This window comes from Stenotrophomonas sp. STK16_22, assembly GCF_051984505.1.
Taxonomy (GTDB): Bacteria; Pseudomonadota; Gammaproteobacteria; order Xanthomonadales; family Xanthomonadaceae; genus Stenotrophomonas; species Stenotrophomonas maltophilia_A.
In genome coordinates, this window is sequence record NZ_CP196972.1 from 45,505 (window position 1) to 71,150 (window position 25,646).

General features: G+C 68.3%; 22 protein-coding genes. 15 read left to right on the forward strand and 7 right to left on the reverse strand.

Annotated elements, in window-relative coordinates; all coding sequences use genetic code 11:
- Positions 1 to 8: 8 nt before the first annotated feature.
- Positions 9 to 1,211 (forward strand): DUF4785 domain-containing protein, encoded by a 1,203-nt coding sequence (locus ACSYAO_RS00210; RefSeq protein WP_049462415.1) that lies wholly within the window; start codon positions 9 to 11, stop codon positions 1,209 to 1,211.
- A gap of 143 nt (positions 1,212 to 1,354) precedes the next feature.
- Here ACSYAO_RS00210 and ACSYAO_RS00215 read toward each other — a convergent pair whose 3' ends face one another.
- Complete coding sequence (locus tag ACSYAO_RS00215; RefSeq protein WP_049462413.1) at positions 1,355 to 2,176, reverse strand: ABC transporter ATP-binding protein; 822 nt, start codon at positions 2,174 to 2,176, stop codon at positions 1,355 to 1,357.
- A gap of 151 nt (positions 2,177 to 2,327) precedes the next feature.
- Here ACSYAO_RS00215 and ACSYAO_RS00220 point away from each other — a divergent pair, with 151 nt between their 5' ends.
- The 4 genes from ACSYAO_RS00220 (at position 2,328) to ACSYAO_RS00235 (ending at position 6,401) form a co-directional block, all read left to right on the forward strand.
- A complete protein-coding gene (locus ACSYAO_RS00220) occupies positions 2,328 to 3,530 on the forward strand; it encodes a DesA family fatty acid desaturase (protein WP_049462412.1) in 1,203 nt (400 codons plus the stop codon).
- Entirely contained in the window at positions 3,527 to 3,859 is a 333-nt protein-coding gene (locus ACSYAO_RS00225; RefSeq protein ID WP_049462410.1) for an EF-hand domain-containing protein, read from the forward strand. The genes ACSYAO_RS00220 and ACSYAO_RS00225 overlap by 4 nt, the downstream gene beginning before the upstream one ends.
- A 19-nt stretch (positions 3,860 to 3,878) precedes the next feature.
- Positions 3,879 to 4,691: a bifunctional DNA-formamidopyrimidine glycosylase/DNA-(apurinic or apyrimidinic site) lyase gene (mutM, locus tag ACSYAO_RS00230; RefSeq protein ID WP_032128679.1), complete on the forward strand. Its 813-nt coding sequence runs from the start codon at positions 3,879 to 3,881 to the stop codon at positions 4,689 to 4,691.
- Positions 4,692 to 4,796: 105 nt separating this feature from the next.
- A complete protein-coding gene (locus ACSYAO_RS00235) occupies positions 4,797 to 6,401 on the forward strand; it encodes a glucan biosynthesis protein (protein WP_012509627.1) in 1,605 nt (534 codons plus the stop codon).
- 42 nt (positions 6,402 to 6,443) lie between these two features.
- Here the strand turns inward: ACSYAO_RS00235 and ACSYAO_RS00240 are convergent, their stop codons facing one another.
- Both ACSYAO_RS00240 and ACSYAO_RS00245 read right to left on the reverse strand, forming a co-directional pair.
- Positions 6,444 to 7,148 (reverse strand): sel1 repeat family protein, encoded by a 705-nt coding sequence (locus ACSYAO_RS00240; protein ID WP_032128680.1) that lies wholly within the window; start codon positions 7,146 to 7,148, stop codon positions 6,444 to 6,446.
- A gap of 95 nt (positions 7,149 to 7,243) precedes the next feature.
- Entirely contained in the window at positions 7,244 to 7,864 is a 621-nt protein-coding gene (locus ACSYAO_RS00245) for a thymidine kinase (RefSeq protein WP_008264720.1), read from the reverse strand.
- A 101-nt stretch (positions 7,865 to 7,965) separates the two neighbouring features.
- On the opposite strand from ACSYAO_RS00245, the gene ACSYAO_RS00250 reads away from it, so the two are divergent.
- Positions 7,966 to 9,942, forward strand: coding sequence for a UvrD-helicase domain-containing protein (locus ACSYAO_RS00250; RefSeq protein WP_032128682.1), 1,977 nt, complete (start codon positions 7,966 to 7,968; stop codon positions 9,940 to 9,942).
- Between the two features lie 269 nt (positions 9,943 to 10,211).
- Positions 10,212 to 10,739: a GNAT family N-acetyltransferase gene (locus tag ACSYAO_RS00255; protein ID WP_049461550.1), complete on the forward strand. Its 528-nt coding sequence runs from the start codon at positions 10,212 to 10,214 to the stop codon at positions 10,737 to 10,739.
- A 26-nt stretch (positions 10,740 to 10,765) separates the two neighbouring features.
- Here ACSYAO_RS00255 and ACSYAO_RS00260 read toward each other — a convergent pair whose 3' ends face one another.
- Complete coding sequence (locus tag ACSYAO_RS00260; protein WP_032128686.1) at positions 10,766 to 11,416, reverse strand: YceH family protein; 651 nt, start codon at positions 11,414 to 11,416, stop codon at positions 10,766 to 10,768.
- Between the two features lie 101 nt (positions 11,417 to 11,517).
- Here ACSYAO_RS00260 and ACSYAO_RS00265 point away from each other — a divergent pair, with 101 nt between their 5' ends.
- The 4 genes from ACSYAO_RS00265 (at position 11,518) to plsB (ending at position 17,177) form a co-directional block, all read left to right on the forward strand.
- Positions 11,518 to 12,441 (forward strand): 5'-nucleotidase, lipoprotein e(P4) family, encoded by a 924-nt coding sequence (locus tag ACSYAO_RS00265; RefSeq protein ID WP_049461551.1) that lies wholly within the window; start codon positions 11,518 to 11,520, stop codon positions 12,439 to 12,441.
- Positions 12,438 to 13,163, forward strand: a complete 726-nt coding sequence (gene pyrF / locus ACSYAO_RS00270; RefSeq protein ID WP_032128688.1) for an orotidine-5'-phosphate decarboxylase — start codon at positions 12,438 to 12,440, stop codon at positions 13,161 to 13,163. Before ACSYAO_RS00265 ends, pyrF begins: the two co-directional genes overlap by 4 nt.
- Before the next feature lie 424 nt (positions 13,164 to 13,587).
- A complete protein-coding gene (locus ACSYAO_RS00275; RefSeq protein WP_049398565.1) occupies positions 13,588 to 14,541 on the forward strand; it encodes a hypothetical protein in 954 nt (317 codons plus the stop codon).
- Positions 14,541 to 17,177: a glycerol-3-phosphate 1-O-acyltransferase PlsB gene (gene plsB / locus ACSYAO_RS00280; protein ID WP_049461552.1), complete on the forward strand. Its 2,637-nt coding sequence runs from the start codon at positions 14,541 to 14,543 to the stop codon at positions 17,175 to 17,177. The genes ACSYAO_RS00275 and plsB overlap by 1 nt, the downstream gene beginning before the upstream one ends.
- A 100-nt stretch (positions 17,178 to 17,277) precedes the next feature.
- On the opposite strand, the gene ACSYAO_RS00285 is transcribed toward plsB, so the two are convergent.
- Complete coding sequence (locus ACSYAO_RS00285; protein ID WP_049461553.1) at positions 17,278 to 17,481, reverse strand: YdcH family protein; 204 nt, start codon at positions 17,479 to 17,481, stop codon at positions 17,278 to 17,280.
- 91 nt (positions 17,482 to 17,572) lie between these two features.
- Between ACSYAO_RS00285 and ttcA the strand changes: the two genes are divergently transcribed.
- From ttcA to ACSYAO_RS00300, 3 genes are read left to right on the forward strand one after another with little or no spacing between them, the layout of a single operon-like run.
- Positions 17,573 to 18,493, forward strand: coding sequence for a tRNA 2-thiocytidine(32) synthetase TtcA (gene ttcA, locus ACSYAO_RS00290; RefSeq protein ID WP_180862782.1), 921 nt, complete (start codon positions 17,573 to 17,575; stop codon positions 18,491 to 18,493).
- 36 nt (positions 18,494 to 18,529) lie between these two features.
- Positions 18,530 to 19,435 carry a recombination-associated protein RdgC gene (locus ACSYAO_RS00295; protein WP_005411825.1) on the forward strand — a complete coding sequence of 302 codons (906 nt, stop codon included), beginning with the start codon at positions 18,530 to 18,532 and terminating at the stop codon, positions 19,433 to 19,435.
- A gap of 59 nt (positions 19,436 to 19,494) precedes the next feature.
- Entirely contained in the window at positions 19,495 to 20,274 is a 780-nt protein-coding gene (locus ACSYAO_RS00300; protein ID WP_032128692.1) for a M48 family metallopeptidase, read from the forward strand.
- A gap of 449 nt (positions 20,275 to 20,723) precedes the next feature.
- Here ACSYAO_RS00300 and ACSYAO_RS00305 read toward each other — a convergent pair whose 3' ends face one another.
- Entirely contained in the window at positions 20,724 to 21,590 is an 867-nt protein-coding gene (locus tag ACSYAO_RS00305) for a methylglyoxal synthase (RefSeq protein ID WP_049461554.1), read from the reverse strand.
- A gap of 167 nt (positions 21,591 to 21,757) precedes the next feature.
- Between ACSYAO_RS00305 and ACSYAO_RS00310 the strand changes: the two genes are divergently transcribed.
- On the forward strand, positions 21,758 to 24,166 hold the full coding sequence (locus ACSYAO_RS00310; RefSeq protein WP_100437680.1) for an ATP-binding protein: 2,409 nt from the start codon (positions 21,758 to 21,760) through the stop codon (positions 24,164 to 24,166).
- Here the strand turns inward: ACSYAO_RS00310 and ACSYAO_RS00315 are convergent.
- Positions 24,152 to 25,597 carry an FAD-dependent oxidoreductase gene (locus ACSYAO_RS00315; protein ID WP_014035469.1) on the reverse strand — a complete coding sequence of 482 codons (1,446 nt, stop codon included), beginning with the start codon at positions 25,595 to 25,597 and terminating at the stop codon, positions 24,152 to 24,154. The genes ACSYAO_RS00310 and ACSYAO_RS00315 overlap by 15 nt on opposite strands.
- Between the last annotated feature and the right edge of the window lie 49 nt (positions 25,598 to 25,646).

Consider the following 25,646-nt stretch of genomic DNA (forward strand, 5'->3'; position numbering starts at 1 on the left):
AGACGACCATGACGATTCAATCCACCCTGCTGGCCGGCGCCACCCTGGCAGTGCTGTCCCTTTCCGCAGCGCAGGCCGCGCAGCCGCTGCAGGGCGCCCGTGCGGGCGATCAGGTGCCTGCCGCCCTGGTAGCCGCGCCGCTTCCCACCGATGAGAGCGAACACGCGCCACTGGCCTTTGCCTGGGCGCTGGACCCCGCACAACCGCTGCAGGCGGCCACGCCGTATGCCTCGGTCAGCCGCAGCTACTGGCAGCAGGTTGATGGCACGCAGCTGCAACGCGGCCTGGACCTGCCACTGACGGCGCCGGATGCGGTGATCCAGCTGAGCCCGGCCGACGGTGCCCGCGTGCTGCCGGCCAACACGCTACAGGTGCGCGACCCGGCCGGCCGCAGCAGCGTGGCGCGCAGTGTCGATGCGCGCGCGCTGCAGGACGCCGGCATGCCGGTCAGCGATGGCAGCAGCATGCTGCGTACCGGCGCGACCAGTGCCGTCGGTGCCTACACGCTGCAGAGCGCGCAGGCCCAGGGCCGCTACGTGGTGCAGGTGCTGGAGCCGAACAGCCCGCTGCGGCTGGAGGTGCAGGCCAACCAGGCGCAGGTGCTGGCCGGCGGCAACATGCAGCTGCAGGCACGCCTGCTGGAAGACGGCGCCACCACCGCGCAGCTGGCATCGCGCCGTGGCGGCCTCGGCGGAGAAGCCCTGCTGGTCGCGCCGGATGGCCGCAGCTGGCCGCAGCGCCTGCTGCGCACTACCGATGGCAGCCTGCGCGCGCAGGTGCGCATCCCGGCCGATGTCGGTACTGCACAGGGGCTGTGGGAATTGCAGGTGTTCGCCCAGGCCGACGGTGTGCTGCGCGATGGCAAGGTCGCCTTTGCGGTGGCACGGCCGACTGCCCGCTTCAGTGGCCAGGCGGCACCGGATCCGTCCAATCGCCAGGTGGCACTGCCATTGCAGGTGGCCGCCGCAGGCCGCTATGAGGCACGGGGCACGCTGTATGCCACGGCCCGCGATGGCCAGTTGAAGCCGGTCGCACAGGCACATGCGGCCGCGTGGTTCGATGGCCCGGGCGCAGGCCAGCTGGTGCTGCCGTTCGACCAGGCCGCATTGCCGGCCGGCTTCGGCGCACCGTACGAGCTGCGCGACCTGCAGCTGCAGGACCAGAGCCGGATGGCACCGATCGAGTCGCGCGCACTGGCGTTGCGGTTCTGAGCAAAGCGGTGGCGGGCCGGAACATCCGGCCCGCTGCCCCGCCTTCTGTAGAGCCGAGCCATGCTCGGCTGCTTCTGCTCGCGGCGAACGGCAGTCGAGCATGGCTCGACTCTACAGACGGTTACGGAGAGCGATGCATCTGTCTATCCCGCGTACGCGGTCAGTCGGCCTTCCTGTTCGACCACCGTGATCGCGCCGCCGAACACCGCCGACAGCGGTTCGTTGCGCAGCAGCTCGGCGCGGGTGCCATCGGCCAGTACGCGGCCGTCGCGCAGCAGCACCACCCGCTCGATCTCGGGAATGATCTCTTCGATGTGATGGGTCACCAGCACCAGGGTGATGCCCTGCTGTGCCAGCACCCGCATGGTTGCCACCAGCTGTTCGCGGGCAACCAGGTCCAGCCCGGTGGAAGGTTCGTCCAGCAGGAGTGCCTGCGGCCGATTGACCAGCGCGCGGGCGATCAGCACGCGGCGGGTCTCGCCGGCCGACAACTCGGCGTAGGCGCGGTCGCGCAGCGACAGCGCGCCGGTCATCGCCAGTGTCTCGCCGACGCGTGCACGCATGTCGGCGGTCACCTCGCGGAAGGCCGGTACCACGTAGCTGGCGAAGAAGCCGGACAGCACCGCCTGTTCCACGGTCAGCCCGGGCATGTCGGCCAGGTTGCTGCTGAGGTCGCCGGTGACGATGCCCAGCTGCGAGCGCAGCCGGTCCACCTGCCAGCGGTTCTGGCCCAGCACCTTCACCGCCACCGCGCCGTCGCCCTGGGCCAGCGGGTACAGCTCGCGGGTGATCAGCTTGATGAAGGTGGACTTGCCGCAGCCGTTGGGGCCGAGCAGGGCGGTGTGCTGGCCCTGCGCGATGCGCAGGCTGAGCCCGTGCAGCACCTTCACCTGGCCGCGTACCACGGTGGCGCGGTCCAGTTCGATCAACGGGGGCGGCTCCGCGATGGGCGGGGCCGCAGTCATGGTGCTGGCGCGTGGATCAAGGCTCGACAACTCAGGTCCCCAACTGTGAACGGTGCCACGGATGGCGATGCGAAGCACCGCCGCAGGGATGCAGTTTGCAACGCAAGCGCCCATCATGTCTGCCATCCCCGCGTCGATCCGGAGCGCTGCCATGCCTGATGCCCTAATGTCCCTGTTGACCGGTGGTGTGCTCGGCCTGGGCTGGTGGGCGATGCTGGCGGTGCTGCTGGTCTTCACCCAGATCACCATCTTCTCGGTGACCCTGTACCTGCATCGCAGCCAGGCCCATCGCGGGGTCGACTTCCACCCGGCGCTGGCCCATGTATTCCGCTTCTGGCTGTGGCTGACCACCTCGATGATCACCCGCGAATGGGTGGCCATCCACCGCAAGCACCACGCCAAGGTGGAGACCGAGGACGACCCGCACAGCCCGGTCACCCGTGGCATCGGCAAGGTGTTCTGGCATGGCGTGGAGCTGTACCGCGAAGCGCGCGGCCAGCGCGCGGACATCGAGCAGTACGGGCGCGGCACCCCGGATGATGCGATCGAGCGCCGCCTGTATACCCCGCATGCCACGCTGGGGCCGGTGCTGTTGTTCGCGATCAATACCGTGTTGTTTGGCCTGCCCGGCGTGGCCCTGTGGGCGGTCCAGATGGCGTGGATCCCGTTCTGGGCAGCCGGCGTGGTCAATGGCCTGGGCCACTGGTGGGGCTACCGCAACTACGAGTCCGCCGATACCTCCACGAACCTGACGCCGTGGGGGTTCTGGATCGGTGGCGAGGAGCTGCACAACAATCACCATGCCTTCCCCAGCTCGGCGCGCTTCGCGATGCGGCGCTGGGAGTTCGATATCGGCTGGAGTGCGATCCGCCTGCTGCAGGCGCTGCGCCTGGCCAAGGTGCTGCGGGTGGCGCCGGCCATGGATGTGCGCCCGAACATCGCCGTGCCCGATGCCGAAACCCTGAAGGCGCTGCTGTCGCACCGCTTCCAGGCGATGACCGATTACCAGCGCAATGTGTTCATGCCGGCCCTGCGCGAGGAAGCCGTGCAGGCCGGGGCCAAGCTGCGCCGCCTGCTGCCACGCCGGCTGCGCCGTGGCCTGGTCAACGATGGCCGCTGGCTGAAGCCGGACAGTCGTGCCCAGCTCAGCGAATGGGTGGCGCAGCGCCCGCGCATCCGCACCCTGGTCGAGTACCGCGCGCGGCTGGCGGCGCTGCTCGAGGCCCGCGGCCACGATGCCGCCGAGCGCCTGCATCAGTTGCAGGCGTGGTGCCGTGAGGCCGAGGAAAGCGGGATCGCCGCGCTGCAGGCCTATGCCGCACGGTTGAAGGGCTACAGCCTGGTGGGCGCGTGAGGGCTGGGTATGGGCTTGCGTTGGCGATGCTGCTGCCGGGCGCGGCGCTGGCCCAGGTCACCGACACCACCAGCTACCTGCAGCGGATGGACAGCGATGGCGACGGCCGGGTGAGTGAATCCGAGTACGTGCAGTGGATGCTGTATGCCTTCGACCGCATGGACCGCAATGGCGATGGCGTGCTGAGCGCCGATGAGCTGCCGGGCGGCAAGGGCCGGGCGATCAGCCGCGAGCAGCAGCGGCAGGTGATCGTGCAGCGTTTCCACAAGCAGGATGCCAACGGTGATGGCGTCCTGGATGCCCGTGAACTGGCGGCACCGCCACGCTGAGCGGGCGTAGAATCGGTTCATGCCTGAACTGCCCGAAGTCGAAACCACCCGCCGCGGCCTGGCGCCGCACCTGCAGGGCCGCCGCGTGCATGGCGTGATCCTGCGCCGCGCCGACCTGCGCTGGCCGATTCCGCCGGAAGTGGCCGAGCTGCTGCCGGGGCAGCGCATCGAGGAGATCCGCCGGCGCGCCAAGTACCTGCTGCTGGATACCGCCATCGGCAGCGCGGTGCTGCACCTGGGCATGTCCGGCAGCCTGCGTGTGCTGCCCGGTGATACGCCGGTACGCGCCCACGACCACGTCGACATCAGCCTGGACAACGGCCGCCTGCTGCGCTTCAACGACCCGCGCCGCTTCGGCAGCCTGCTCTGGCAGCCCGCCGGTGAGGTCCATCCGCTGCTGCAGGGGCTGGGCCCGGAGCCGCTGGACGACGCGTTCGACGGCGACTACCTGTTCGCCCGCAGCCGCGGCCGCAGCGCGCCGGTGAAGACCTTCCTGATGGACCAGGCGGTGGTGGTGGGCGTGGGCAACATCTACGCCGCCGAGAGCCTGTTCAAGGCCGGCATCAGCCCGCTGCGCGAGGCCGGCAAGATCTCGCGCGGGCGCTATCAGCGGCTGGCCGACGCGGTGAAGGAAATCCTCGGCTACGCCATCACCCGTGGCGGCACCACGCTGCGCGATTTCATCAGCCCTGACGGCGCACCGGGCTACTTCGAACAGGAACTGCTGGTGTACGGCCGCGATGGGCTGCCCTGCCCGAACTGTGGCCGCGCGCTGAAGCACGCCACCATCGGCCAGCGCGCCAGCGTCTGGTGCAGCCACTGCCAGCGCTGAGGCGGGCGGCCAGCGGCAGCTGAACGGGCAGGGTACGTCTCCGCTGCCCGTTAACGTTTGTCTGCCTATGATGGCCGACCTTCCCTCTGTGCCTGACGCGCCTGCATGCAACGACGCGACTTCATCCGCAATGCCTCCCTCGCCCTGGCTGCATTCGGCCTGCCGTCCCTGCCCGCGTGCGCGGCCAGCAAGAGCGGCCAGATGGGCCTGCGCCGCCTCGGCCAGCCGCAGCCGTTCGACTTCGCCACCCTGAAGGGCCAGGCGCGCGCGCTGGCACAGGCACCCTATAAGAGCCACAAGCGGGTGCTGCCGGGCCGCCTGGAAGGCCTGGACTGGGACCAGTACCAGTCGATCGGCTACCGCCAGGACCATGCGCTGTGGGCTGACCAGCCGGGCAAGTTCCAGGCCAAGTTCTTCCACCTGGGCCTGTACTTCCATTCGCCGGTGCGCATGTTCGACGTGGTCGACGGCAAGGCGCAGGAGCTGGCCTATGACGGCGCGGCGTTCAACTACGGCAAGAGCGGCATCAAGGACGGCGAGCTGCCGGCCGATCTGGGCTTCGCCGGCTTCCGCCTGAACACCCGCAAGGACACCGACCGCGACTTCGCGGCCTTCCTCGGCGCCAGCTACTTCCGCGCGGTCGGCAAGGAAGGCCAGTACGGCCAGTCCGCGCGCGGCCTGGCGATCGACACCGGCATGGGCAAGCCGGAGGAATTCCCGGACTTCATCGCCTACTACCTGGAGCAGCCGTCGGCCGATTCGGAGACGATCGTGGTCTACGGCCTGCTGGATTCGCCCAGCGTGGCCGGTGCGTACCGCTTCGCCATCACCAACGGCGACGTGCTGCTGATGGATATCGACAGCGCGCTGTACCCGCGCAAGGCGATCGAGCGGCTGGGCATCGCCCCGTGCACCAGCATGTACCAGGTGGGCGAGAACGACCGCCGCATGGCATGGGACTGGCGCCCGGAGATCCACGACACCGACGGCCTGTCGCTGTGGACCGGTGCCGGCGAATGGATCTGGCGACCGCTGCTGAATCCGCGCAACCTGCGCTTCAACATGTTCGTCGACCGCAACCCGCGTGGTTTCGGCCTGCTGCAGCGCGACCGCAACTTCGACCACTACCAGGACGACGGCGTGTTCTACGAGAAGCGCCCCTGCCTGTGGGTGGAGCCGAAGGGCGAATGGGGCGAGGGCTCGGTGCAGCTGGTGGAGATTCCCACCGTGGACGAGACCTTCGACAACATCGTGGCGTTCTGGAACCCGAAGGAAAAGCCGCAGCCGGGCCAGGAGCTGCTGGTCGGCTACCGCCTGTACTGGGGCGCCGAGCCGCCGGCACGGCCGCCGCTGGCGCACTGCGTGGCCAGCCGCACCGGTCTGGGCGGCGTGGTCGGCAAGAAGCGCGAGTATTTCAGCTGGCGCTTCGCGGTGGACTTCGAAGGCGGCGAACTGGCCAGGCTGATCGACAAGGGTGAGGTCGAGGCCGTGGTGGAAGCCAGCCGTGGCCGGGTCGAGATCGTGTCGGCGCGCCCGCTGCGCGAGATCAACGGCTACCGCGCGATGTTCGACCTGGTGCCGCCGGAAGGCAGCACCGAGCAGATCGACATCCGCCTGTTCCTGCGCAGTGGCGGCAAGACCCTCACCGAGACCTGGCTGTACCAGTACACCCCGCCGCCGGCAGGTGCGCCGGAGCGCACGCTGTACTGAATGGATGCGGCCCGGTGCCGGCTACACGCCGGCACCGTTGTTTCAAGGCTTGCTGTCGGTGGCGTGCGACTGGGTCGGCACACCCACTTCCACCGTGCCCCGGCGGATCTTCATCCAGGTTTCGTCCTGCCAGCGTTCGTACTGCTTCGGGTCCCAGTACTTCGGGTCGTAGAGGCGATCGGCCTTGATGGTGCGGGAGATTCCGCCGTCCATGTACACGATGTCGACGTTGTTGGACATCGAGCCGACGCGGCTGCCGGTCATCTCGCGGCGCCCCTTTCTGAGCACTTCGGCCATGCGTGGGCGCGCGACTTCGTCACCATACTCGGCGCGCAGCGCGCTTGCCTGCGCGCGCGCCGCATCATGCTGCTCCAGCGGCAGCGTGGCCCAGTACTCGTTGCGCAGCTCGACGAACAACGGATAGCCACGTTCGGCCGCCACCTCCATCCAGGCATAGGCCATGACCGGATTGCGCGGCTGCTCTACCCCGTACCAGTACATCTCGCCGAGGTAGCCCTGGGCAGGCTTGTCCGCATACCGCGCGGCCAGCCGGAAGTTGTCCATCGCGCCGTTGACATCGTTGCGACGCAGCGCGTTGACGCCCCATTGCCGGTACATCATGTCCGGGTGGCTGTCCATGAAACCGGCGCCGATCACTGCCGCATCGTCTTCACCTGACGGGCGCTCGGCCGCGGTGGCCAGCAGGGGCAGCAACAGCAGCGGCAGCAGCAGGAGGGCAGAGCGCATGTCGGACGTCCAGTTCGGCAGCAGGGGAGCCGCAGCCTAGGCGCGACAGCGCTTGCTTGTAAACCGCTGGAGGTCATGGCGCACCGGCGCGCCTGCTACAGCGGCAGCGGCGCCTGCGCCGGATCGATCCGTCCTTCACCGCGGGTGATCTTCTTGAACTCGGCGCGGCTGACCGACACGTAGCGGTCGTTGCCGCCGATCTCCACCTGCGGGCCGTCCTGCACCGCGTGGCCATGCTCGTCCACACGCACCGTCATCGTCGCCTTCTTGCCGCTGTGGCAGATGGTCTTGATCTCCTGCATCTCATCGGCCCAGGCCAGCAGGTACTGGCTGCCTTCGAACAGCTCGCCGCGGAAGTCGGTGCGCAGACCGTAGCACAGCACCGGAATGCGCAGCTGGTCGACCACTTCGCTGAGCTGCCAGACCTGGGCGCGGGTCAGGAACTGCGCCTCGTCCACCAGCACGCAGCCCATCGGGCCGTTGGCTGCCAGATCCTGTTCAACCCAGCGCTGCAGGTCGGTATCGCGGTCGAAGGCCATGCCGTCCGCACGCAGGCCGATCCGCGAGGCGACCACGCCGGCGCCGGCACGATCGTCCAGGCGCGGGGTCAGGATCGCCACCCGCATGCCGCGCTCGCGGTAGTTGTGGGCGCTCTGCAGCAGGGTGGTGGTCTTGCCGGCGTTCATCGCCGAATAGTAGAAGTAAAGCTTGGCCATCGACGGATTGTACGCCGCGGCCCCGCTTCGCCGAAGCCGTTCAGCAACCCCACCGGCGGCCCGCTGTGGTCGTCACCCGGCCCCGCTACAATCCCCATCCCATGCACGGTCTCAATCCCCCCCAAGCCGCCGCCGTCCTGCACATCGAAGGTCCATTGCTGGTGCTCGCCGGCGCGGGCAGCGGCAAGACGCGTGTGATCGTGGAAAAGATCGCCCACCTGATCGGCTGCGGCCGCTATCCGGCGCGCCGCATCGCGGCGATCACCTTCACCAACAAGTCGGCCAAGGAAATGCGCGAGCGCGTGGCCAAGCGCCTGCGCGAGCAGGACGCCGACGAGGTGACCATCTGCACCTTCCATGCGCTGGGCCTGAAGTTCCTGCAGATCGAACATGCCGCCGTTGGCCTGAAGCGCGGCTTCTCGATCTTCGATGCAGACGATGCCGCTGCGCAGATCAAGGACCTGATGTACGGGGCCAAGCCTGATGACATCGAGGACATGAAGAACCTGGTGTCGCGCGCGAAGAACGCCGGCCTGTCGCCCGAGCAGGCGATGGCCGCCGCGCGCAGCAATCGCGAGAAGGAAGCGGCCAGCGTCTACGAGCGCTACCAGCTGCGCCTGACGGCGTTCAATGCGGTCGACTTCGATGACCTGATCCGTCTCCCGGTGCAGATCCTGGAAGAAAATCCGGAGATCGCGCTGGCCTGGCGCGAGCGCATCGGCTACCTGCTGGTGGACGAATGCCAGGACACCAACGACGCGCAGTACCGGCTGCTCAAGCAGCTGGCCGGTGACAAGGGCAACTTCACCTGCGTGGGTGACGATGACCAGTCGATCTATGCCTGGCGCGGCGCCAATCCGGAAAACCTGCAGCAGATGGGGCGCGACTATCCCAAGCTGGAGATCATCAAGCTGGAGCAGAACTACCGCTGTTCCAACCGCGTGCTGCGCGCGGCCAATGCGCTGATCGCCAACAACCCGCACGAGCACCTGAAGAAGCTGTGGAGTGACCAGGCCGACGGCGAACGCATCCGCGTGTGGGAATGCCGCAACAGCGAACATGAGGCGGAAAAGGTTGCCGCCGAGATCGCCTTCGTGGCGCAGTCGCGCAACGTGCCGTGGAGCGACTTCTGCATCCTGTTCCGCGGCAACTTCCAGTCGCGCCCGCTGGAAAAGGCGATGCAGCTGCTGCGCATCCCCTACCACCTGACCGGCGGCACCATGTTCCTGGAGCGCCAGGAAGTGAAGGACACGCTGGCCTGGCTGCGCCTGCTGGTGAACCCGGACGACGACACCGCGTTCATGCGTGCGGTGCAGTCACCCAAGCGCGACGTCGGTGCCGGCACGCTGGCCAAGCTGGCCGAACTGGCGCAGGAAAAGGACATGCCGATGGCGCAGGCTGCCGAGGCGATCGGTGCCCTGCAGCAACTGCCCCCGCGCGCGGCCAACAGCCTGGCGCGCTTCACCGACATCCTGCGTGACCTGCGTGCACAGACCCGGCAGGTCACTTCCGGCGACATGATCCGCAAGGTCGCCAAGGAATCCGGCCTGCTCAGCGAACTGCGCCAGCAGGCCAAGGAAGAGGCAAGTTACCAGCGCCGTGCCAACAACATCGAGGAACTGGCGCAGTGGTTCGAGGGGGGCCCGCGCGGTGCCACTGCCGCCGACCTGGCCGGCCAGCTGGCGCTGCTGTCGCGCAGCGACAAGGACGAGGGCGGCAACCAGGTGCGCATGATGACCATGCACGCTTCCAAGGGCCTGGAGTTCCCGTACGTGTTCATCGTTGGCTGCGAGGACGGCGTGCTGCCGCACCAGGTCAGCCTGGACGAGGGCAATCTGCAGGAAGAGCGTCGCCTGCTTTACGTGGGCATCACCCGCGCCAAGATCCAGCTGTGGATGAGTTACAGCAAGCTGACCCGCAAGTTCGGTGAGCACGTGCGGTTGAAGCCGAGCCGGTTCTTCGAGGAGATTCCGGCGGAGGAGATCCAGCGCGATGGTGCTGATCCGGTGGCCGATGCGGTGCGCAAGAAGGAACGGGCGAGTGCGGGGTTGGCGGCGATCGAGGCGCTGTTCGATTGACCGGCGAACGGCGCAGCCCCTCGTGGCTGGCGTCGTCCGCAGTGCATTCGTGAGCGTGCCAGGCGGGTGGGCTGGGCGGGACACGCCGTAAACCCGTCCTTGGGGGCTCGGCCGCGGCATCCATGCCGCGGACGGTCCCGCCCAGCCCACCCGCCCGGCCTCTGACAGGTTCCGTGCGCGCCAGCCACGGAAAAGAAAAAAGAAAATCAAAAGCAACAGCAGCAGCCGGGGGCTGAGGCAGAATCGGGGTTTCGGCTGGAGGTCTGCGCGTGCATCCCATCGAAAGTGAACGCCTGCGCCTGCGTGCGATTGAACCTGATCGCGATGCGGCGCCGATGCTGGCGCTGTTGAATGATCCGGGCTTCGTGCGCTTCATTGGTGACCGCAATGTGCGCAGTGAAGAACAGGCGCGTGAGTACATCGCGCTGCGGGTGCTGCACAGCTACGCGTTGAACGGGTTCGGCATGTATGCCATCGAGCGCTTGGCCGACGGGGCGTGGCTGGGCAATGCCGGGCTGGTGCGCCGAGATGGCCTGCCGGGGCCGGACATCGGCTACGCGGTGCTGTCTGAATTCGCCGGGCAGGGTTATGCCGGTGAGGCGGCGCGGGCGGTGTTCGCGCATGCGCGCGCTGAGCTGGGCCTGCAGGATCTGTACGGCATCACCGATCTGGACAACGTGGTGTCCGGGAAGATCCTGCTGGGTCTGGGCATGCAGGAGCGCGGGGTGATCCAGTTGCCGGGCATCGAAACGCCCAGCCGGCTGTACGCCACCTTGGGTGCGGCTGACGTCGGGTAGTGCCGGCCGCTGGCCGGCACCCACCATCAACCGCGCAGTTCAGCCAGTTGCGCCTGCAGTTCGGCCACGGCCGCTTCCAGCTGGGCCACGCGCTCGGCCAGGCCCGGATCGGCCGCGTCGCTGCCACCGCCGCTGCTGGCGTATTTGGCCGCAAGCGCCGCGCCGTCCACTTCACCGCACAGCAGGTGCATGTAGCGGTCTTCGCGCTGGCCGCTGGCGCGCGGCAGTACTACCAGCAGCGCGCGCTGCTGCAGGCGCTCGATGGCGTGGCGGGCTTCGTCGGCGTCGGCGAAGCGGTGCAGTCGCTCGCTGCGCGTGACCAGTTCGCCCAGGGTCTGCGGCCCACGCAGCAGCAGCATCGCCAGCAGCACGGTCTGCTGCCGGGTCAGGTCCAGCGCGGCCTGCAGGCGGTGCTCGTAACGGTCTGCACGGGAGGAGAAGTGCTGGCGGGCCAGGCCAAGTGTTTCCAGCTGGCGCAGCGCGTGCTGCACGCTGCCGGCATCGACGTTCATCACCGGCTCGCGGGCGGTCTTCTGGTTGGCGGCCGATTGGGCGGCGTTGACCGTCAGCGGATAGGTGTCCGGGGTGGTTGCCTCCTTCTCCACCAGGCAGCCCAGCAGGCGGGCCTGCACGGCGTCGAGCAGGGGGACGTCGGGGGTCTGGGTGGAATCGGTCATGGCGGCCTCCGGAAGGGCAACGGGTCAACCGCCAAGCATAGCCGTCCCGGGACCGCCTTTGCCGGTAAAATGCGCCGGTATATCTGATTGCCGGTGAATCCATGCGTCGTCCCGTTTCCCTGTCCCTGACCCTGCTCGCCACCGCGGCGCTGGGCCTGTCCGCCTGCAAGCGCGTGGATGCGCCTGCCGCCGAAGCCGCTGCACCGGAGGCCCCGGCCGCCGCTGCCAAGGCCGACGGCACGCTCGATGCCACTGCCAACGACAACCTCAATGCGGTGCTGTGGATGCAGCGCGCGCAGGAGTACAAGGCGATCACCGAACAGACCTACCGTGCCGCCGCCGACCACCTGGATGCCGCGCTGAAGGAAGCCCACTGGGATGCGCTGGTGCCGGAAGAACGCGGCAACGAGGCCAAGGGCCTGAAGCCGGCCGTGGTGCTGGACGTGGATGAGACCGTGCTGGACAACTCGCCCTACCAGGCGCGCCTGGTGCGCGACGGCAAGGAATACGACGAGCTGACCTGGGACCAGTGGGTGGCCGAAAAGAAGGCCAAGGCCATTCCGGGCGTGGTTGATTTCGCCAAGGCCGCCAACGCCAAGGGCGTGACCCTGCTGTACATCTCCAACCGCGCCGTGCACCTGAAGGACGCAACCCTGGCCAACCTGCGCGAGCAGGGCCTGCCGGTGGCCGATGACAGCGTGTTCCTGGGCCTGGGCACCGTGGTCGAAGGCTGCGAGCAGGCCGGCAGCGAGAAGAACTGCCGCCGCCGCCTGGCCGGGCAGAAATACCGCGTGCTGATGCAGTTCGGCGACCAGCTGGGCGATTTCGTCGAAGTGACCGCCAACACCAACGACGGTCGTGACGCGCTGCTGCAGCAGTACCACGACTGGTTCGGCGAGCGCTGGTGGATGCTGCCGAACCCGACCTACGGCGGCTTCGAGCCGGCGCAGTTCAACAACGACTACAGCCAGTCGCGCCAGGCCCGCCACGACGCCAAGCGCGCCGCCCTGGACTACGCACCGTGAGCCGCGCGCCGCTGCCGCTGCGCGATGACGAGCGCCTGATCTTCGCGCTGGACGTGCCTGACCGCGTGCAGGCGCTGGAGTGGGTCGACCGCCTCGGCGACAGCGTGGCGTTCTACAAGATCGGCATGGAACTGCTCGCCTCCGGCGAGTACTTCCAGGTGCTGGACGAGCTGGCCCGCCGCGACAAGCGCGTGTTCGTCGACCTGAAGTTCTTCGACATCCCGGCCACCGCCGCGGCGGTGATCAAGCGCCTGTCGCAGTGGCCGGTCAGCTACGCCACCATCCACGGCTGGCACCCGGCGATGATGGAAGCCTGCGCCGCCGCCAACAGCAGCGACATGCGCCTGCTGGCGGTGACCGTGCTGACCTCGATGGGCCGCCCGGACCTGGCGCAGATGGGCATCGACCGTGAGCCGGTGGACGTGGTGGTCGAGCGCGCGCTGGCCGCGCAGGCGGCCGGTATCGATGGCGTGATCGCCTCGGGCCAGGAAGCCGGCCCGATCCGCGCCGCTACCGGCGCCGGGTTCTCGATCGTCTGCCCGGGCATCCGCCCCGGTGGCCCGGTCGGCGATGACCAGAAGCGTACCGTTGGCGTGGCCCAGGCCTTTGCCGATGGCGCCGATGCCATCGTGGTCGGTCGCCCGATCCGCCTGGCCGCCGATCCGCAGGCTGCGGCCCGGGCCATCCAGCAGGAAATCGCGTCGGCGTTGGCTACGCGCTGAGATTCCGCTGCGCAGTCTGCAGGCCCGAACGCCATCCCGACCCGCGCGGGATGGCGTTTTTGCATCCGCCGAAGGACCGGTTGTGCCCGAATCGCCGCGAAACCTGCCGTAGATTTCATGGCCCCGGCGCAAGGCATCAGGCTACTCAATAAAATCAATGATTTATATGACACTACGTGAAGTGTTGCCTTAACTTGAAGGGCAGCGTAGGATCGCCGCCATCCGGTCCTCGGACCGGACATGTGCCACAACACTGTCCACCGGCCCTGCGCCGGCTTGAAGAGCCTGTGATCCTCGTGATCCCGGCTCTTTTTTTATTCCGATCAGTGACTTGCACAAGCAACCGCGGAAACCGTGACGTCCCGGCTTGCCGCTGTCACCTCGCAGGCCGCAAGATGCGGACCGGTCCGGGGAGTCCGAGTGCATGAGCGTGGCAGTGCGAGGAAGGTCTGCGCGTGGATGGGGGCTGGCAGCCATGCTGTTGCTGGCCGTGGCCGCGTGCCGTGAATCGGTCAACGATCCGGCCAAGCCGGCGGCCGAGCCGGTCGCGGCGGTGCAGGCGATGGCCCTGCGCCTGGCCGAGGACGATCTGGTCGGCTATGCAAAGCTGTCGGTTCCGCCCAGCCAGTACCAGCGCCTGCAGCAGGCCTGGGCCGAGGGCCATAGCCAGTGGCCGCTGACTGAACTGCCACTGGGCGACCAGCTGCTGCCGATGCTGGCCGCACTGCGCACGCCCAATGCCGGTGCCGAACTGCAGCGCAGCTTCGATCGCCAGCTGGCTGGTCAGGCCAGCGCCGTACGCCAGGCCGCGCAGTCGATGGGCAACTTCGGCGTGCAGTACCTGCGCCACCAGAAGGGCTATACGCCCGGCCAGCAGGCCCATTACATCGCCCTGGTGGAAACCCTCGCCAGCTGGGCGCAGGGCGCGCCGATCAGTGACCGTGCGCGTGCACGCAGCACGATCGCCGCGCTGGTGGGGGCCGCCGGCAAGGTCGGCTTCGACGATGAGGCCGGCCTGCAGGCCGCGGGCATGGAAGGCAGCCTGCAGCAGCTGGCGCCGTTCATCCATACCCTCAAGGCGGTGCTGGGCAGCTACGGGTTGGGCGTGGATGACGCGCTGCGCAGCGTGCGGGGCGAGCTGCTGTCGGTGGAGGGCGACAATGCGCTGGTACGCCTGCACTACGACCTGGCGGGGCGTGAGATGACCCTGCAGCTGCCGCTGAGCCGCCGCGAGGGCCACTGGTACCTGACCCGCACCCTGGCCGACACCGATGCCCTGCTGCGCAAGGCCGACGCGGCCCGTGCCGCAGCGGCGCCGGCACCGGCCGAGACCCCGCCCGAGGGTGGGGAAGCGGCAACACTGCCGCCTAAGCCATAATGGCGCCGATGTCGAAACAGAACCCGCTGCCGTTCCCCGGCGAAGAATCCCAGTCGACGCCCGCCGATACGGTGCCGGCGTCCCCCTCGACCGGTACCGGCCCGAACCCGGTACCGCCGCCCGCGCACGCGCGTCCGGCTGGCCGCCGCCCGCTGTGGGCTCGCCTGCTCGGCCGTCTGGTCGAACCGTGGCTGTCGCTGAAGATCGAACCGGAAGACCCGGGCCAGTACAACGATGGCCGCCCGGTCATGTACGTGCTGGAGGACTACGGCCTGTCCAATGCGCTGATCCTGGACAAGGCCTGCCGCCAGGCCGGCCTGCCGTCGCCGCTGGTGCCGCTGGCCGGTGACCCGACCGGCCGCAAGCGCGCCTACCTGGCGCTGTCGCGGCGCAGCTCCAGCAACTCGCTGATTCCCGAACAGCGCGGCGCCAAGACCCACTCCGATTCGCTGGCCAAGGTGCTGCAGGCCCATCGCGTGCGCGATGACCTGGACGTGCACCTGGTGCCGGTGTCGATCTTCGTCGGCCGCGCGCCGGACAAGCAGAGCGGTTGGTTCGCCGTGCTGTTCTCGGAAAACTGGGCGCTGGTCGGTCGCTTCCGCCGCCTGCTGGCGGTGCTGCTCAACGGCCGCAGCACCATCGTCCGCTTTGCCCCGCCGATCTCGCTGCGCAGCACCGTGGACGAAGGCCTGGAGCCGGAGCGCACGGTGCGCAAGCTGCAGCGCGTGCTGCGTACCCATTTCCGCCGCATTCGTGAATCGGTGATCGGCCCTGACCTGTCGACGCGGCGCCTGCTGGTCGACCAGGTGCTGGCCGCCGAACCGGTGCGCGAAGCGATCGCCGCACAGGCCAAGCGCGACAATTCGAAGCCGGCCGATGCCTGGAAGAAGGCGCACGCCTACGCCTGGGAAATCGCCGCGGACTATTCCAGCCCGGTGGTGCGTTCGGCCAGCTTCATGCTCAGCCACGTGTGGAACCGCATCTATGCGGGCGTGCTGGTGCACCACCTGGACAAGTTCAAGGCCGCCGCGCCGGGCCACGAAGTGGTCTACGTGCCCAGCCACCGCAGCCACATGGACTACCTGCTGCTGTCCTACCTGCTGTACGACCGTGGCATCGTGCCGCCGCACATCGTGGCCGGCATCAACCTGAACCTGCCGGTGGTCGGCACCCTGCTGCGCAAGGGCGGTGCGTTCTTCATCCGCCGCTCGATCCGTGGCAACGCGCTGTACTCGGCGGTGCTCAGCGAATACGTCGCGCAGCTGGTGGCCGGTGGCTACTCGCTGGAGTACTTCGTCGAAGGCGGCCGCTCGCGTACCGGCCGACTGCTGCAGCCCAAGGGCGGCATGATCTCGATGACGCTGCGCGCGTTCCTGCGCCAGCCGCGCAAGCCGGTGCTGTTCCAGCCCATCTACATCGGCTACGAGAAGCTGATGGAGGGCGGCAGCTACCTGGACGAACTGTCCGGCCGGCCGAAGGAAAAGGAATCGATCTGGTCGCTGCTGTGGGGCATCCCCAAGGTGCTCAAGCAGAACTACGGCCAGGTGGTGGTGAACTTCGGCGAGCCGATCGCACTGAACGACGTGCTCGCCGAGAAGGCGCCGGAGTGGAAGGGCGAGGCGGTCTCCGAGGACGAGAAGCCGGCGTGGCTGTCGACCACGGTGGATACGCTGGCCGAACGCATCCAGGTGCGCATCAACGGCGCCGCCGACGTCAACCCGATCAACCTGCTGGCGCTGGCCCTGCTGTCCACGCCGAAGCATGCGATGGGCGAGTCCGACCTGATCGCGCAGATCGAGCTGTGCAAGACCCTGCTGGTCGAGATGCCGTATTCGGACCGGGTGACGGTGACCCCGCACTCGCCGGAGCGGATCATCGCCCACGCCGAAGAAATCAACGTCCTCACCCGCATCAAGCACCCGCTGGGTGACGTGCTCAGCGTCAGCGGCGATACCGCGGTGCTGCTCAGCTACTTCCGCAACAACGTGGTGCACCTGTTCACCGCCTCGTCGTGGGTGGCCTGCTGCTTCCAGAACAACCGCCGCATGAGCCGCACCGGCCTGGTCCAGCTGGGCCGTACGGTATACCCGTTCCTGCAGGCCGAGCTGTTCCTGCCGTGGAGCGAGGATGAGTTCGCCCAGCGCATCGACCGGACCATCGACGTGTTCGTGCGCGAAGGCCTGCTGCAGAACGTCAACGATGACGATGGCGGCATCCTGGCGCGCAACACCGGGCAGACCGACGAGGTGTTCCGCCTGCGTGCGATCGGCCATTCGCTGCAGCAGGCGTTCGAGCGCTATTACATCGCCATCTCGGTGCTGGTGAAGAACGGCCCGGGCGTGCTCGGCGCGGCCGAGCTGGAAAGCCTGTGCCAGCAGGCCGCGCAGCGGCTGAGCCTGCTCTATGCACCGGCGGCACCGGAGTTCTTCGACAAGTCCCTGTTCCGCGGCTTCATCCAGAAGCTGCGCGAGCTGCGCCTGGTGTGGCCGGACGAGAACAGCAAGCTGCTGTTCGACGAACGCCTGGACGCCTGGGCCAAGGATGCCAAGTTCATCCTCGGCCGCGAGCTGCGCCACACCATCGAAAGGGTCAGCCCGGAAGCGGCCCGCCCGGACGAGCCTGCGCCGCAGGATTGAAGGCAGCGCCGGGCGATGCCCGGCGAACGGCATGCCAACCAAGGTTGGCATCTACCGGGGCGAAGCAGTAGATCCACGCCATGCGTGGATGGGCCACCGCTCAGGCCGGTTCGTCGGGAATCTGCAGGCTTTCCAGCTTGGCGATGCAGTCCTTCAGCTGAAGCTTGCGCCGCTTCAGGCGCTTGGCTTCCAGCTCGTCCTCGCCATTGGCGGCCATGCGGGTGATCTGTTCATCCAGCAGGCGGTGCTCGGCGCGCAGGGCGGCGAGGTGCTCGACGATCTCGGCGGGGCTGTAGGTGTCCACAGCCTCCGAGCATACACAGCGATGATGACTGCCGGGAGAGGGGAATTCCGACCCCCGGCCGTGGCCGCTCCGAGCCGTTAGAATGGAACCCATGAGTGCCGTGATTTCCCTTCCCGATCCCCAGCCGCGCGCCGCCCGTGATCCGCGCGTGGCCGAGCGCGAGCAGCACAAGCTGGCCAAGCGCCTGCGCCGCCAGGTCGGCGAGGCGATTGCCGACTTCGGCATGATCGAGGCCGGCGACAAGGTCATGGTCTGCCTGTCCGGCGGCAAGGACAGCTACACCCTGCTGGACGTGCTGCTGCAGCTGCAGAAGAAGGCGCCGGTGCCGTTCGAGCTGGTGGCGGTGAACCTGGACCAGAAGCAGCCGGACTTCCCCGAGCACGTGCTGCCGGAATATCTGGCAGGCCTGGGCGTGCCGTATCACATCATCGAGCAGGACACCTATTCGGTGGTCAGCCGGGTCATCCCGGAAGGCAAGACCATGTGTTCGCTGTGCTCGCGGCTGCGTCGTGGCGCGCTGTACAACTACGCCGAACTCCATGGCTTCACCAAGATCGCGCTGGGCCACCACCGCGACGACATGGTGGCCACGTTCTTCATGAACCTGTTCCACCACGCCAAGCTGTCGGGCATGCCGCCGAAGCTGCGCAGCGATGACGGCAAGCACGTGGTGATCCGGCCGCTGGCCTATGTGCGCGAAAGCGACATCGTCGAGTACGCACAGGCACGCCAGTTCCCGATCATTCCCTGCAACCTGTGCGGCAGCCAGGAGAACCTGCAGCGCCGCCAGGTCGGCCTGATGCTGAAGCAGTGGGAAAAGGACCACCCGGGCCGCATCGAGCAGATCGCGCGTGCCATGGGTGAAGTCCGGCCCTCGCAGCTGGCCGACACCACCCTGTTCGACTTCATGGCGCTGGGCCGTCGCGACGACGCGCCGCTGCCCGACGCCCATGCCTGGCTGGCCGGCTCCCCGGCCGACGCCGACGCAGATCCCGAGACGCCCACCGTCTAAGGTCGGTCGCCCTTCCTCTTTGCCATCCGGAATTCCATGTTCTTTCGCAACCTGACGTTCTTCCGTTTCCCGACCACCACCGATTTTTCCGAAGTCGACACCCTGCTGCCGCACGCCCTGCTGAAGCCGGTCGGCGCGCTGGAAATGAATTCGCGCGGCTTCATCTCGCCATTCGGCCGCGAGGAGAAGGAACTGCTCTCCCACCGCATCGCCGAACATTTGTGGCTGACCGTGGGCGGCGAGGACAAGATCCTGCCGGCGGCGGTGGTCAACGACCTGCTCGAGCGCAAGCTGGAAGAGATCGAGGAGAAGGAAGGCCGCCGCCCGGGTGGCCGCGAGCGCAAGCGCATGAAGGACGACCTGCTGCATGAACTGCTGCCGCGCGCCTTCGTGAAGTCCTCGCGCAACGACGCCTTCATCGACCTGCAGCACGGCTACGTGGCGGTGGATACCTCCAGCCGCAAGACCGGCGAGTACTTCATGTCCGACATCCGCGGCCTGCTCGGCAGCTTCCCGGCGATGCCGCTGAATGCCGAAGTCGCACCGCGTTCGATCCTGACCGGCTGGATCGCCGGCGAGCCGCTACCGACCGGGCTGAGCCTGGGCGAAGAGTGCGAGATGAAGGACCCGGTGGAAGGTGGCGCGGTGGTCAAGTGCCAGCACCAGGAACTGCGCTGCGACGAGATCGACAAGCACCTGGACGCCGGCAAGCAGGTGACCAAGCTGGCGCTGATCTTCGAAGACAACCTGTCCTTCGTGATCGGCGACGACCTGATCGTGCGCAAGCTGAAGTTCCTCGACGGCGCCCTGGACCAGCTGGAGCATGCCGACGAAGACGGCCGCCGCGCCGAGTTCGACGCCCGCTTCGCCCTGCAGAGCGCCGAGATCCGCCGCCTGTTCCTGTTGCTGGAAGAAGCCTTCAAGCTCAGCAAGGCTGACTGAACAGGCAGCCCGACGGCCGCCGGTCATCCGGCGGCCCGAAGCGGCGCTATGCTGGGCGCATGAGCCGTCTGCTGCGCCGCCTGATCAGCCCGACCCCGCCCGCCACCGTACAGCGCGACACCGTTCGCCTGCGCCTGGAGGATGCCGAGATCGAGGTGCTGCGCGTGCGCGATCCACGTGCGCGCCGCATCAAGCTGAGCGTGGACGAGCGCGGCGCACGCTTGACCCTGCCGCCGCGCGCAAGCCTGGTGATGGGCGAACGCTTCCTGGAACAGCATCGCGACTGGCTGGCGCTGCAGCTGCGCCAGTACCAGGGCCAGGGCCTGCCGGCACCGCTGCAGCCCGGCGAAGACGGCGTGCTGCCCCTGCGTGGCGAACTGCTGCCGCTGCGCTGGCAGGAAGGCCGCTACGCGCGCCTGGAGATCGACGCGCACGGCGCCTGCGTGCAGTGGCCGACCCGCGGCGGTGATGCCACCCTGCGCCGCCTGCTGCGCGAGTTCTACGAAGCCCAGACCCGCGCCGACGTCGGCCGCTGGCTGCCGAAGTACCTGCCCACCCTGCCGCGCGCACCCAGCCGCCTGCGTCTGAAGGTGATGTCCTCGCAATGGGGCTCACTTGCCCCGGATGGCAGCATGGCACTGGACCTGGCGCTGGTGCTGGGCCGATCCGAGGCGTTCGAGTACGTGCTGGTGCACGAACTCTGCCACCTGATCCAGCCGAATCACTCACCCGCGTTCTGGCACGAAGTGGAACAACGCTTCCCCGCCTGGCGCGAACAGCGCGATTACTTCCAGCTGGAAGGGCGACGCCTGAAGGCCATGCTCCGGCAACTGCTGTAGCGCGCGCGCTACAGCAGTTGCCCACGCATTCTTCCTCTACCCCCGCCTTCGGCGCGCCCCTTCAACAGAAGGGGCTTCACTCAAGACCGCGTGCTGAGCAGTCGAGCAAGCTCGACTCTACAGAAGCGCACACAGCGCGCGACCCGCTTCCGCTCTTGCTCTTCTTTCTCTCTTCCGTGGCTGGACACGCACGGAAACTGTCTGAGGCCGGGCGGGTGAGCCATGCAGGGGCGTTGGCGCCATGGATGGCGCCATCGAGCTTACAAGGGTGAAGGCGCTTTGCTTGCGAAGCACTGCTTCGCAAGCGCCTGAACGCACAGCCGCCAGCGGCTGGGCCGGGCCCCGGAGGGGGACTTGCAGCGACCCCTGCGCAATCCACCCCACCCGGCCAAGCACGGCTTCTGATCTGAACGACCCACCACGAGGGGCTCAGCCGTTGGCCGAAACCCTCACCCCGCCCGCAGCGCCACCGCCGCCGCCCACCGCGCCGCCACCCGCGGCGCCGTGATGCACACCGCCTGATCGGTCACCGTCGTCACCGCGCGCTCCAGCAGCTGGATATCCGCCTCATGCTGGCGCGCCACATGCGGATCCTCGAAGAAGATCGCGCGCTGGCAACGCCCCTCCAGCACCCGGTCGGCAATCTGCGCATCACCGCCCATCGGACCGCTCTGGTAGCGCGTCACCCACGGCGTATCACGCGGCCAGCCCCGGCTCCAGGCCAGCTCGTTCAAACGCTGGCCGGTGGTCCCGGTGGCCACCCGCTCACCGAACCGGGCCAGCACATCGAAGTGCTCATCGGCGAAGGCCAGCATCGCCGGCTTCATCGCATCGTGCGCGATCAGCGCCAGCGTCTGGCCTTCGAACGCATGCAGGTCGTCGGCGCCGGCATCGGCTGCCAGCCCGGCGTGGACGCGCTCCACCTCCACCCAGTCGCGTGCGGTGGCCACGGTCGAAATGAACGGCTTGCCGTGGATCACGCACTGCCGCTTGAGCGCGGTTGCTTCCGGAAACACCGAGGATGGATCGACCGGGTCGATCAGGTAGATCGCGCCATCCAGTGTCCGATCCGGACCCATGCCAACGACTTCGGCGACCAGCTTCATCAGGCCACCCTCGCGTCCGTAGGGATAACGGTGCAGGCCCGCGTACCCGGTCAGGAAGCCCTGCCGTTCGATCGCGTCATGGGTGCGGCCGACCGCATGCAGCGACACGCCCAGCTCGCGCAGGCCGGCCTCGCTGCTGCGCAGCCAACGGAACAGCGCAGCGCGCGCGTCGTGGTGATGAAGACGGTTGGCAGCCAGGCCGATGCGCATCGAACGCTCCGCAGGTACGGGTGAAGGCGGCAGTGTATGTCGGCATTCCCCCATCTGGATGCTTTTACAACTTTCTTCATTGCCGTCGGCCCGGGCGTCGATAGCGTGGCAGGCAGCGGTACCGCAGCGCGGCCGTTCCTTCCGCCCGCGAGATGAGGATGCCTACCGTGAATGTCGCCGGCTTCCCGGCAGCCATTGCTGTCATGGCCAGCCTGCTGCTGCCTGCCGCGGCCTCCGCCACGGGCTGCAGCACACCGCTGCGCATCGCCTGGCCGTCCGACCGTGCTCCTTTGTCGTCCAGCGAACAGGGCGAAGCCCGGGGGCTCGGCGCGGCGTACCTGAAGCTGCTGGGCGGGCAACGGCCACTGCAGCTGTTGCCCGTGCCGGCCACCAGCGTGGACCGGGACGAGCTGCCGGCCGGCACCCAGGCGCTGCTGGGATGGCCACGCTCGCAACTGCCTGCCGGATGGGTGGTCAGCACGCCCTACCTGCAGCTGCCACAGGTGATCGTGCGCCGGGAGGATGCGCCGCCGGTGCTGGGCCTGGAAGATCTACGTGGACGCATTGTGGCCAGCCCCAGCCGGGTGCCGCTGCAGGGGCTGCTGGCCGAGCAGGCAGCGGGTGCACAGCTGCTGCCACCGGCAGCGCTGGACGATGCACTCCCGCTGCTGGGCACCGGATTGATCGATGCGGTGGTTGCCAACCTCGGCGACGTCGAGGCGGCGTTGCGCCGCTACCAGGGCGATGCACTGCTGATCGCCGCGCCGGCCGGTTTCGATGATGCCCTGGTGCTGGCGACCACGCCCGCCTGCGCCGATGTCATCGCCGGCTTCGAACAGGCGCTGTCGCAGCTGACCGATACCGAGCGCGATCAGATCCGCGCGGCCTGGCTGCCGGACCGGCCGCGCAACGCTCCGTCATCGTCGCCCCTGCGCTGGCTGGTGCCGGCCTCGCTGATCCTGCTCGCCCTGGCGCTGGTCCATGCCTTCGGCTACTGGCGGGTCCATCGCGAGAGCGTGCGCCGCCGAGGGGTGGAGCAGCGCCTGCAGGAGGTGACCGCGAACCTGCCGGCGGTGGTCTACCAGGCGCGTCGTTCGGCGGGCGGCCACTACAGCTTTCCGCAGATCGCCGGGGACGTGCAGGCCCTGTTCGGAATCAGCGTGGAGACCGCGCGGATCGATCACCAGCGGTTGTTGGCCGCGGTCCACCCGGATGACCGCAACCAGGTGATGGCCTGCGTCGAGATGGCTGCATTGGCGCGTGGCCCGATCGACGTCACCTTCCGCACCCGCTCGCCACAGGGCTGGCGATGGGTGCGCTCGCATGGGCGGCCGTTGTCCTGCGACGACAGCGACGTCGAGTGGAGCGGCTACTGGATCGACGTCAGTGAGGTGCAGTCACGTACCCGCGCGCTGGCCGAAGCGCGCCGCGAGGCCGAGCAGGCGGCACAGGCCAAGGCGCACTTCCTGGCAACGATGAGCCACGAGATCCGCACCCCGATGAGCACGCTGCTGGGCATGCTCGAACGGCTGGCGGGCAGCAGGCTGGAGCCACGCCAGCAGCAGGTGCTGGCCACCGTCGATGATGCCGCGCGGATGCTGCGGCAGATCCTCGACGATGTACTGCACAGCCAACGCCTGGAGGGCGCACCACTGCAGCTGCGGCCCACCGACCTGGCGGCACTGGTGCGCGCGGTGCAGCAGCTGCTGATGCCGGTGGCCGCCAGCCGAGGCCTGCACCTGCAGGTGGTGCTTGATCCGGATATGCAGCCGGGATCGCTGGCCGATGGCCTGCGCCTGCGCCAGATCCTGTTCAACCTGGCCGGCAACGCGTTGAAGTTCACCCGGCACGGCCACGTGGAACTGCAGGTGCAGGTACTGCAGCAACGTGACTGGGGCCAGCGGCTGCGCCTGCAGGTAAGCGACAGCGGCGTGGGCATCAGCGAGGAGCGCCAGCAGGCGGTGTTCGCTGCCTATACCCAGGCGGAGCGCTCGACCACGCGGCGCTTCGGCGGCAGTGGGCTGGGCCTGGCGATCTGCCGCGAGCTGGCGATCTCGATGGGGGCGGAGCTGCAGCTGCGCAGCTCACCCGGGAAGGGCACCACGGTGTGGCTGGATCTGGACCTGGATGCCTGTGAGGCACCCGTGGCCGCGCCCGCGGCGGCGGGTGCGGACGAGCGACCATTGCCGGCGGCGCGCGTGCTGATGGCTGAAGACCATCCCACCAACCTGCATCTGCTGGAGCAGCACCTGTGCGCGCTCGGGCTGCAGGTCCACGCCTGTACCGATGGACGGTCGGCGCTTGAAGCATGGCAGGCGCAGCCGTTCGACCTGGTCATCACCGACTGCCACATGCCGGGCATGGATGGCTTCGCGCTGGCACGGGCGATCCGTGCCGATGCCTGCCCCGCGCGTGCGCAGGTGCCGATCATCGCGCTCACCGCCAGCGTGATGGAAAGCACCCGCGAAGCCTGTCGTGCGGCTGGCATCGACCACTTCCTGGCCAAGCCGGTGGAGCCGCACGCACTGCGGGCACTGCTGGCGGCACTGCTGGTACCGGACTCAGTGGGCCAGTAGCCGCACGATGCTGGCGGCGGCATCGCGGCCTTCGGCCACGGCGGTCACCACCAGGTCAGCACCGCGCACCGCGTCACCACCGGCGAACAGGCGCGGATGCGCGGTCTGGAATGGCAGGCGGTCCTTGCCGCCGGCCACGATGCGGCCGTTGGACTGGCCTTCCACGCCCAGCTCGGCCAGCCACGCCGGCACGCTCGGCGAGAAGCCGAAGGCGATGATCACCACGTCCGCTTCCAGCAGCGATTCACTGCCTTCGATCGGCACGGCGTTCTGGCGGCCGTTGGCATCGGGCTCGCCCAGCCGGGTTTCCACCACGGTCACGCCGATCACTTCATCGTCGGCGCCGGCTTCGATCGACAGCGGCTGCCGGTTGAACAGGAAGCGCACGCCCTCTTCGCGGGCATTGGCCACTTCGCGCGCGCTGCCGGGCATGTTGGCTTCGTCGCGGCGATAGGCGCAGGTGACCTTGGCCGCGCCCAGCCGCACCGCGCTGCGCACGCAGTCCATGCCGGTATCGCCGCCACCGAGCACCACCACGCGCTTACCGTTGAGGTCGGGCAGGGCAATGGTGTCTTCCCAGCCGGCAATCGGCCGACCCTTCGGGTCATCGCCGCCCACAATGCGGCTGTTCTGTACCAGGAACGGCAGGGCCGGCAGCACGCCCTTCAGGTCCTGGCCGTCGAGGCCGCCATCGGTGTAGCGGTAGGCGCCGGTGCCGACGAACACCGCGTCGTGGCTGTCCAGCAGCTGCTGCACGCTCAGGTCACGGCCGATCTCCACGCCGAGGCGGAACTGCACGCCCATGCCCTCCAGCACTTCGCGGCGGCGATGGATCACGTCCTTGTCCAGCTTGAAGCTGGGAATGCCGAACTGCAGCAGGCCGCCGATCTGCTCATAGCGGTCGTAGACCACGGCGGCAATGCCAGCGCGGGCGAGGCGATCGGCGCAGGCCAGGCCGGCTGGACCGGCGCCGATCACCGCCACGCTGTGGCCGCTGGGCTGCACCGCGCCCAGGTCAGGGCGCCAGCCGCTGGCCAGCGCGGTATCGACGATGTACTTCTCCACCGCACCGATGGTGACCGCACCGAATTCCTCCAGCGTGCAGCTGCCCTCGCACAGGCGATCCTGCGGGCAGACCCGGCCGCACACCTCCGGCAACGGGTTGGTGCTGTGGCACAGCGTGGCGGCTTCATGGATGCGGTTCTCCTGCACCAGCTGCAGCCACTGCGGAATGGCGTTGTGCACCGGGCACTTCCAGCTGCAGTAGGGGTTGCCGCAGTCCAGGCAACGGCCGGCCTGGTACTGGGCGTCCTCCTTGCCGAACTTGCCGTACAACTCGCCCCAGTCGCCGGACGTACGCAGTTCCACCGGAATGCGCTGCGGCATGGTGCGGGGCAGGTCGAGGAACTGGAAGGCGTGCTTGCGGCTCATGGCGGGCTCTGGAATGCGGGGGGGAACGTTGCCGGCCAGCGGCCGGCAC

What these genes read in the sequence shown, in the direction of transcription:
- ACSYAO_RS00210 (WP_049462415.1), top strand. Translation starts at nt 9, where the DNA reads ATGACGATTCAATCCACCCTGCTGGCCGGCGCCACCCTGGCAGTGCTG.
- ACSYAO_RS00215 (WP_049462413.1), bottom strand. Translation starts at nt 2,176, where the DNA reads ATGACTGCGGCCCCGCCCATCGCGGAGCCGCCCCCGTTGATCGAACTG.
- ACSYAO_RS00220 (WP_049462412.1), top strand. Translation starts at nt 2,328, where the DNA reads ATGCCTGATGCCCTAATGTCCCTGTTGACCGGTGGTGTGCTCGGCCTG.
- mutM (WP_032128679.1), top strand. Translation starts at nt 3,879, where the DNA reads ATGCCTGAACTGCCCGAAGTCGAAACCACCCGCCGCGGCCTGGCGCCG.
- ACSYAO_RS00235 (WP_012509627.1), top strand. Translation starts at nt 4,797, where the DNA reads ATGCAACGACGCGACTTCATCCGCAATGCCTCCCTCGCCCTGGCTGCA.
- ACSYAO_RS00240 (WP_032128680.1), bottom strand. Translation starts at nt 7,148, where the DNA reads ATGCGCTCTGCCCTCCTGCTGCTGCCGCTGCTGTTGCTGCCCCTGCTG.
- ACSYAO_RS00245 (WP_008264720.1), bottom strand. Translation starts at nt 7,864, where the DNA reads ATGGCCAAGCTTTACTTCTACTATTCGGCGATGAACGCCGGCAAGACC.
- ACSYAO_RS00250 (WP_032128682.1), top strand. Translation starts at nt 7,966, where the DNA reads ATGCACGGTCTCAATCCCCCCCAAGCCGCCGCCGTCCTGCACATCGAA.
- ACSYAO_RS00260 (WP_032128686.1), bottom strand. Translation starts at nt 11,416, where the DNA reads ATGACCGATTCCACCCAGACCCCCGACGTCCCCCTGCTCGACGCCGTG.
- ACSYAO_RS00265 (WP_049461551.1), top strand. Translation starts at nt 11,518, where the DNA reads ATGCGTCGTCCCGTTTCCCTGTCCCTGACCCTGCTCGCCACCGCGGCG.
- ACSYAO_RS00275 (WP_049398565.1), top strand. Translation starts at nt 13,588, where the DNA reads ATGAGCGTGGCAGTGCGAGGAAGGTCTGCGCGTGGATGGGGGCTGGCA.
- plsB (WP_049461552.1), top strand. Translation starts at nt 14,541, where the DNA reads ATGGCGCCGATGTCGAAACAGAACCCGCTGCCGTTCCCCGGCGAAGAA.
- ttcA (WP_180862782.1), top strand. Translation starts at nt 17,573, where the DNA reads ATGAGTGCCGTGATTTCCCTTCCCGATCCCCAGCCGCGCGCCGCCCGT.
- ACSYAO_RS00295 (WP_005411825.1), top strand. Translation starts at nt 18,530, where the DNA reads ATGTTCTTTCGCAACCTGACGTTCTTCCGTTTCCCGACCACCACCGAT.
- ACSYAO_RS00300 (WP_032128692.1), top strand. Translation starts at nt 19,495, where the DNA reads ATGAGCCGTCTGCTGCGCCGCCTGATCAGCCCGACCCCGCCCGCCACC.
- ACSYAO_RS00305 (WP_049461554.1), bottom strand. Translation starts at nt 21,590, where the DNA reads ATGCGCATCGGCCTGGCTGCCAACCGTCTTCATCACCACGACGCGCGC.
- ACSYAO_RS00315 (WP_014035469.1), bottom strand. Translation starts at nt 25,597, where the DNA reads ATGAGCCGCAAGCACGCCTTCCAGTTCCTCGACCTGCCCCGCACCATG.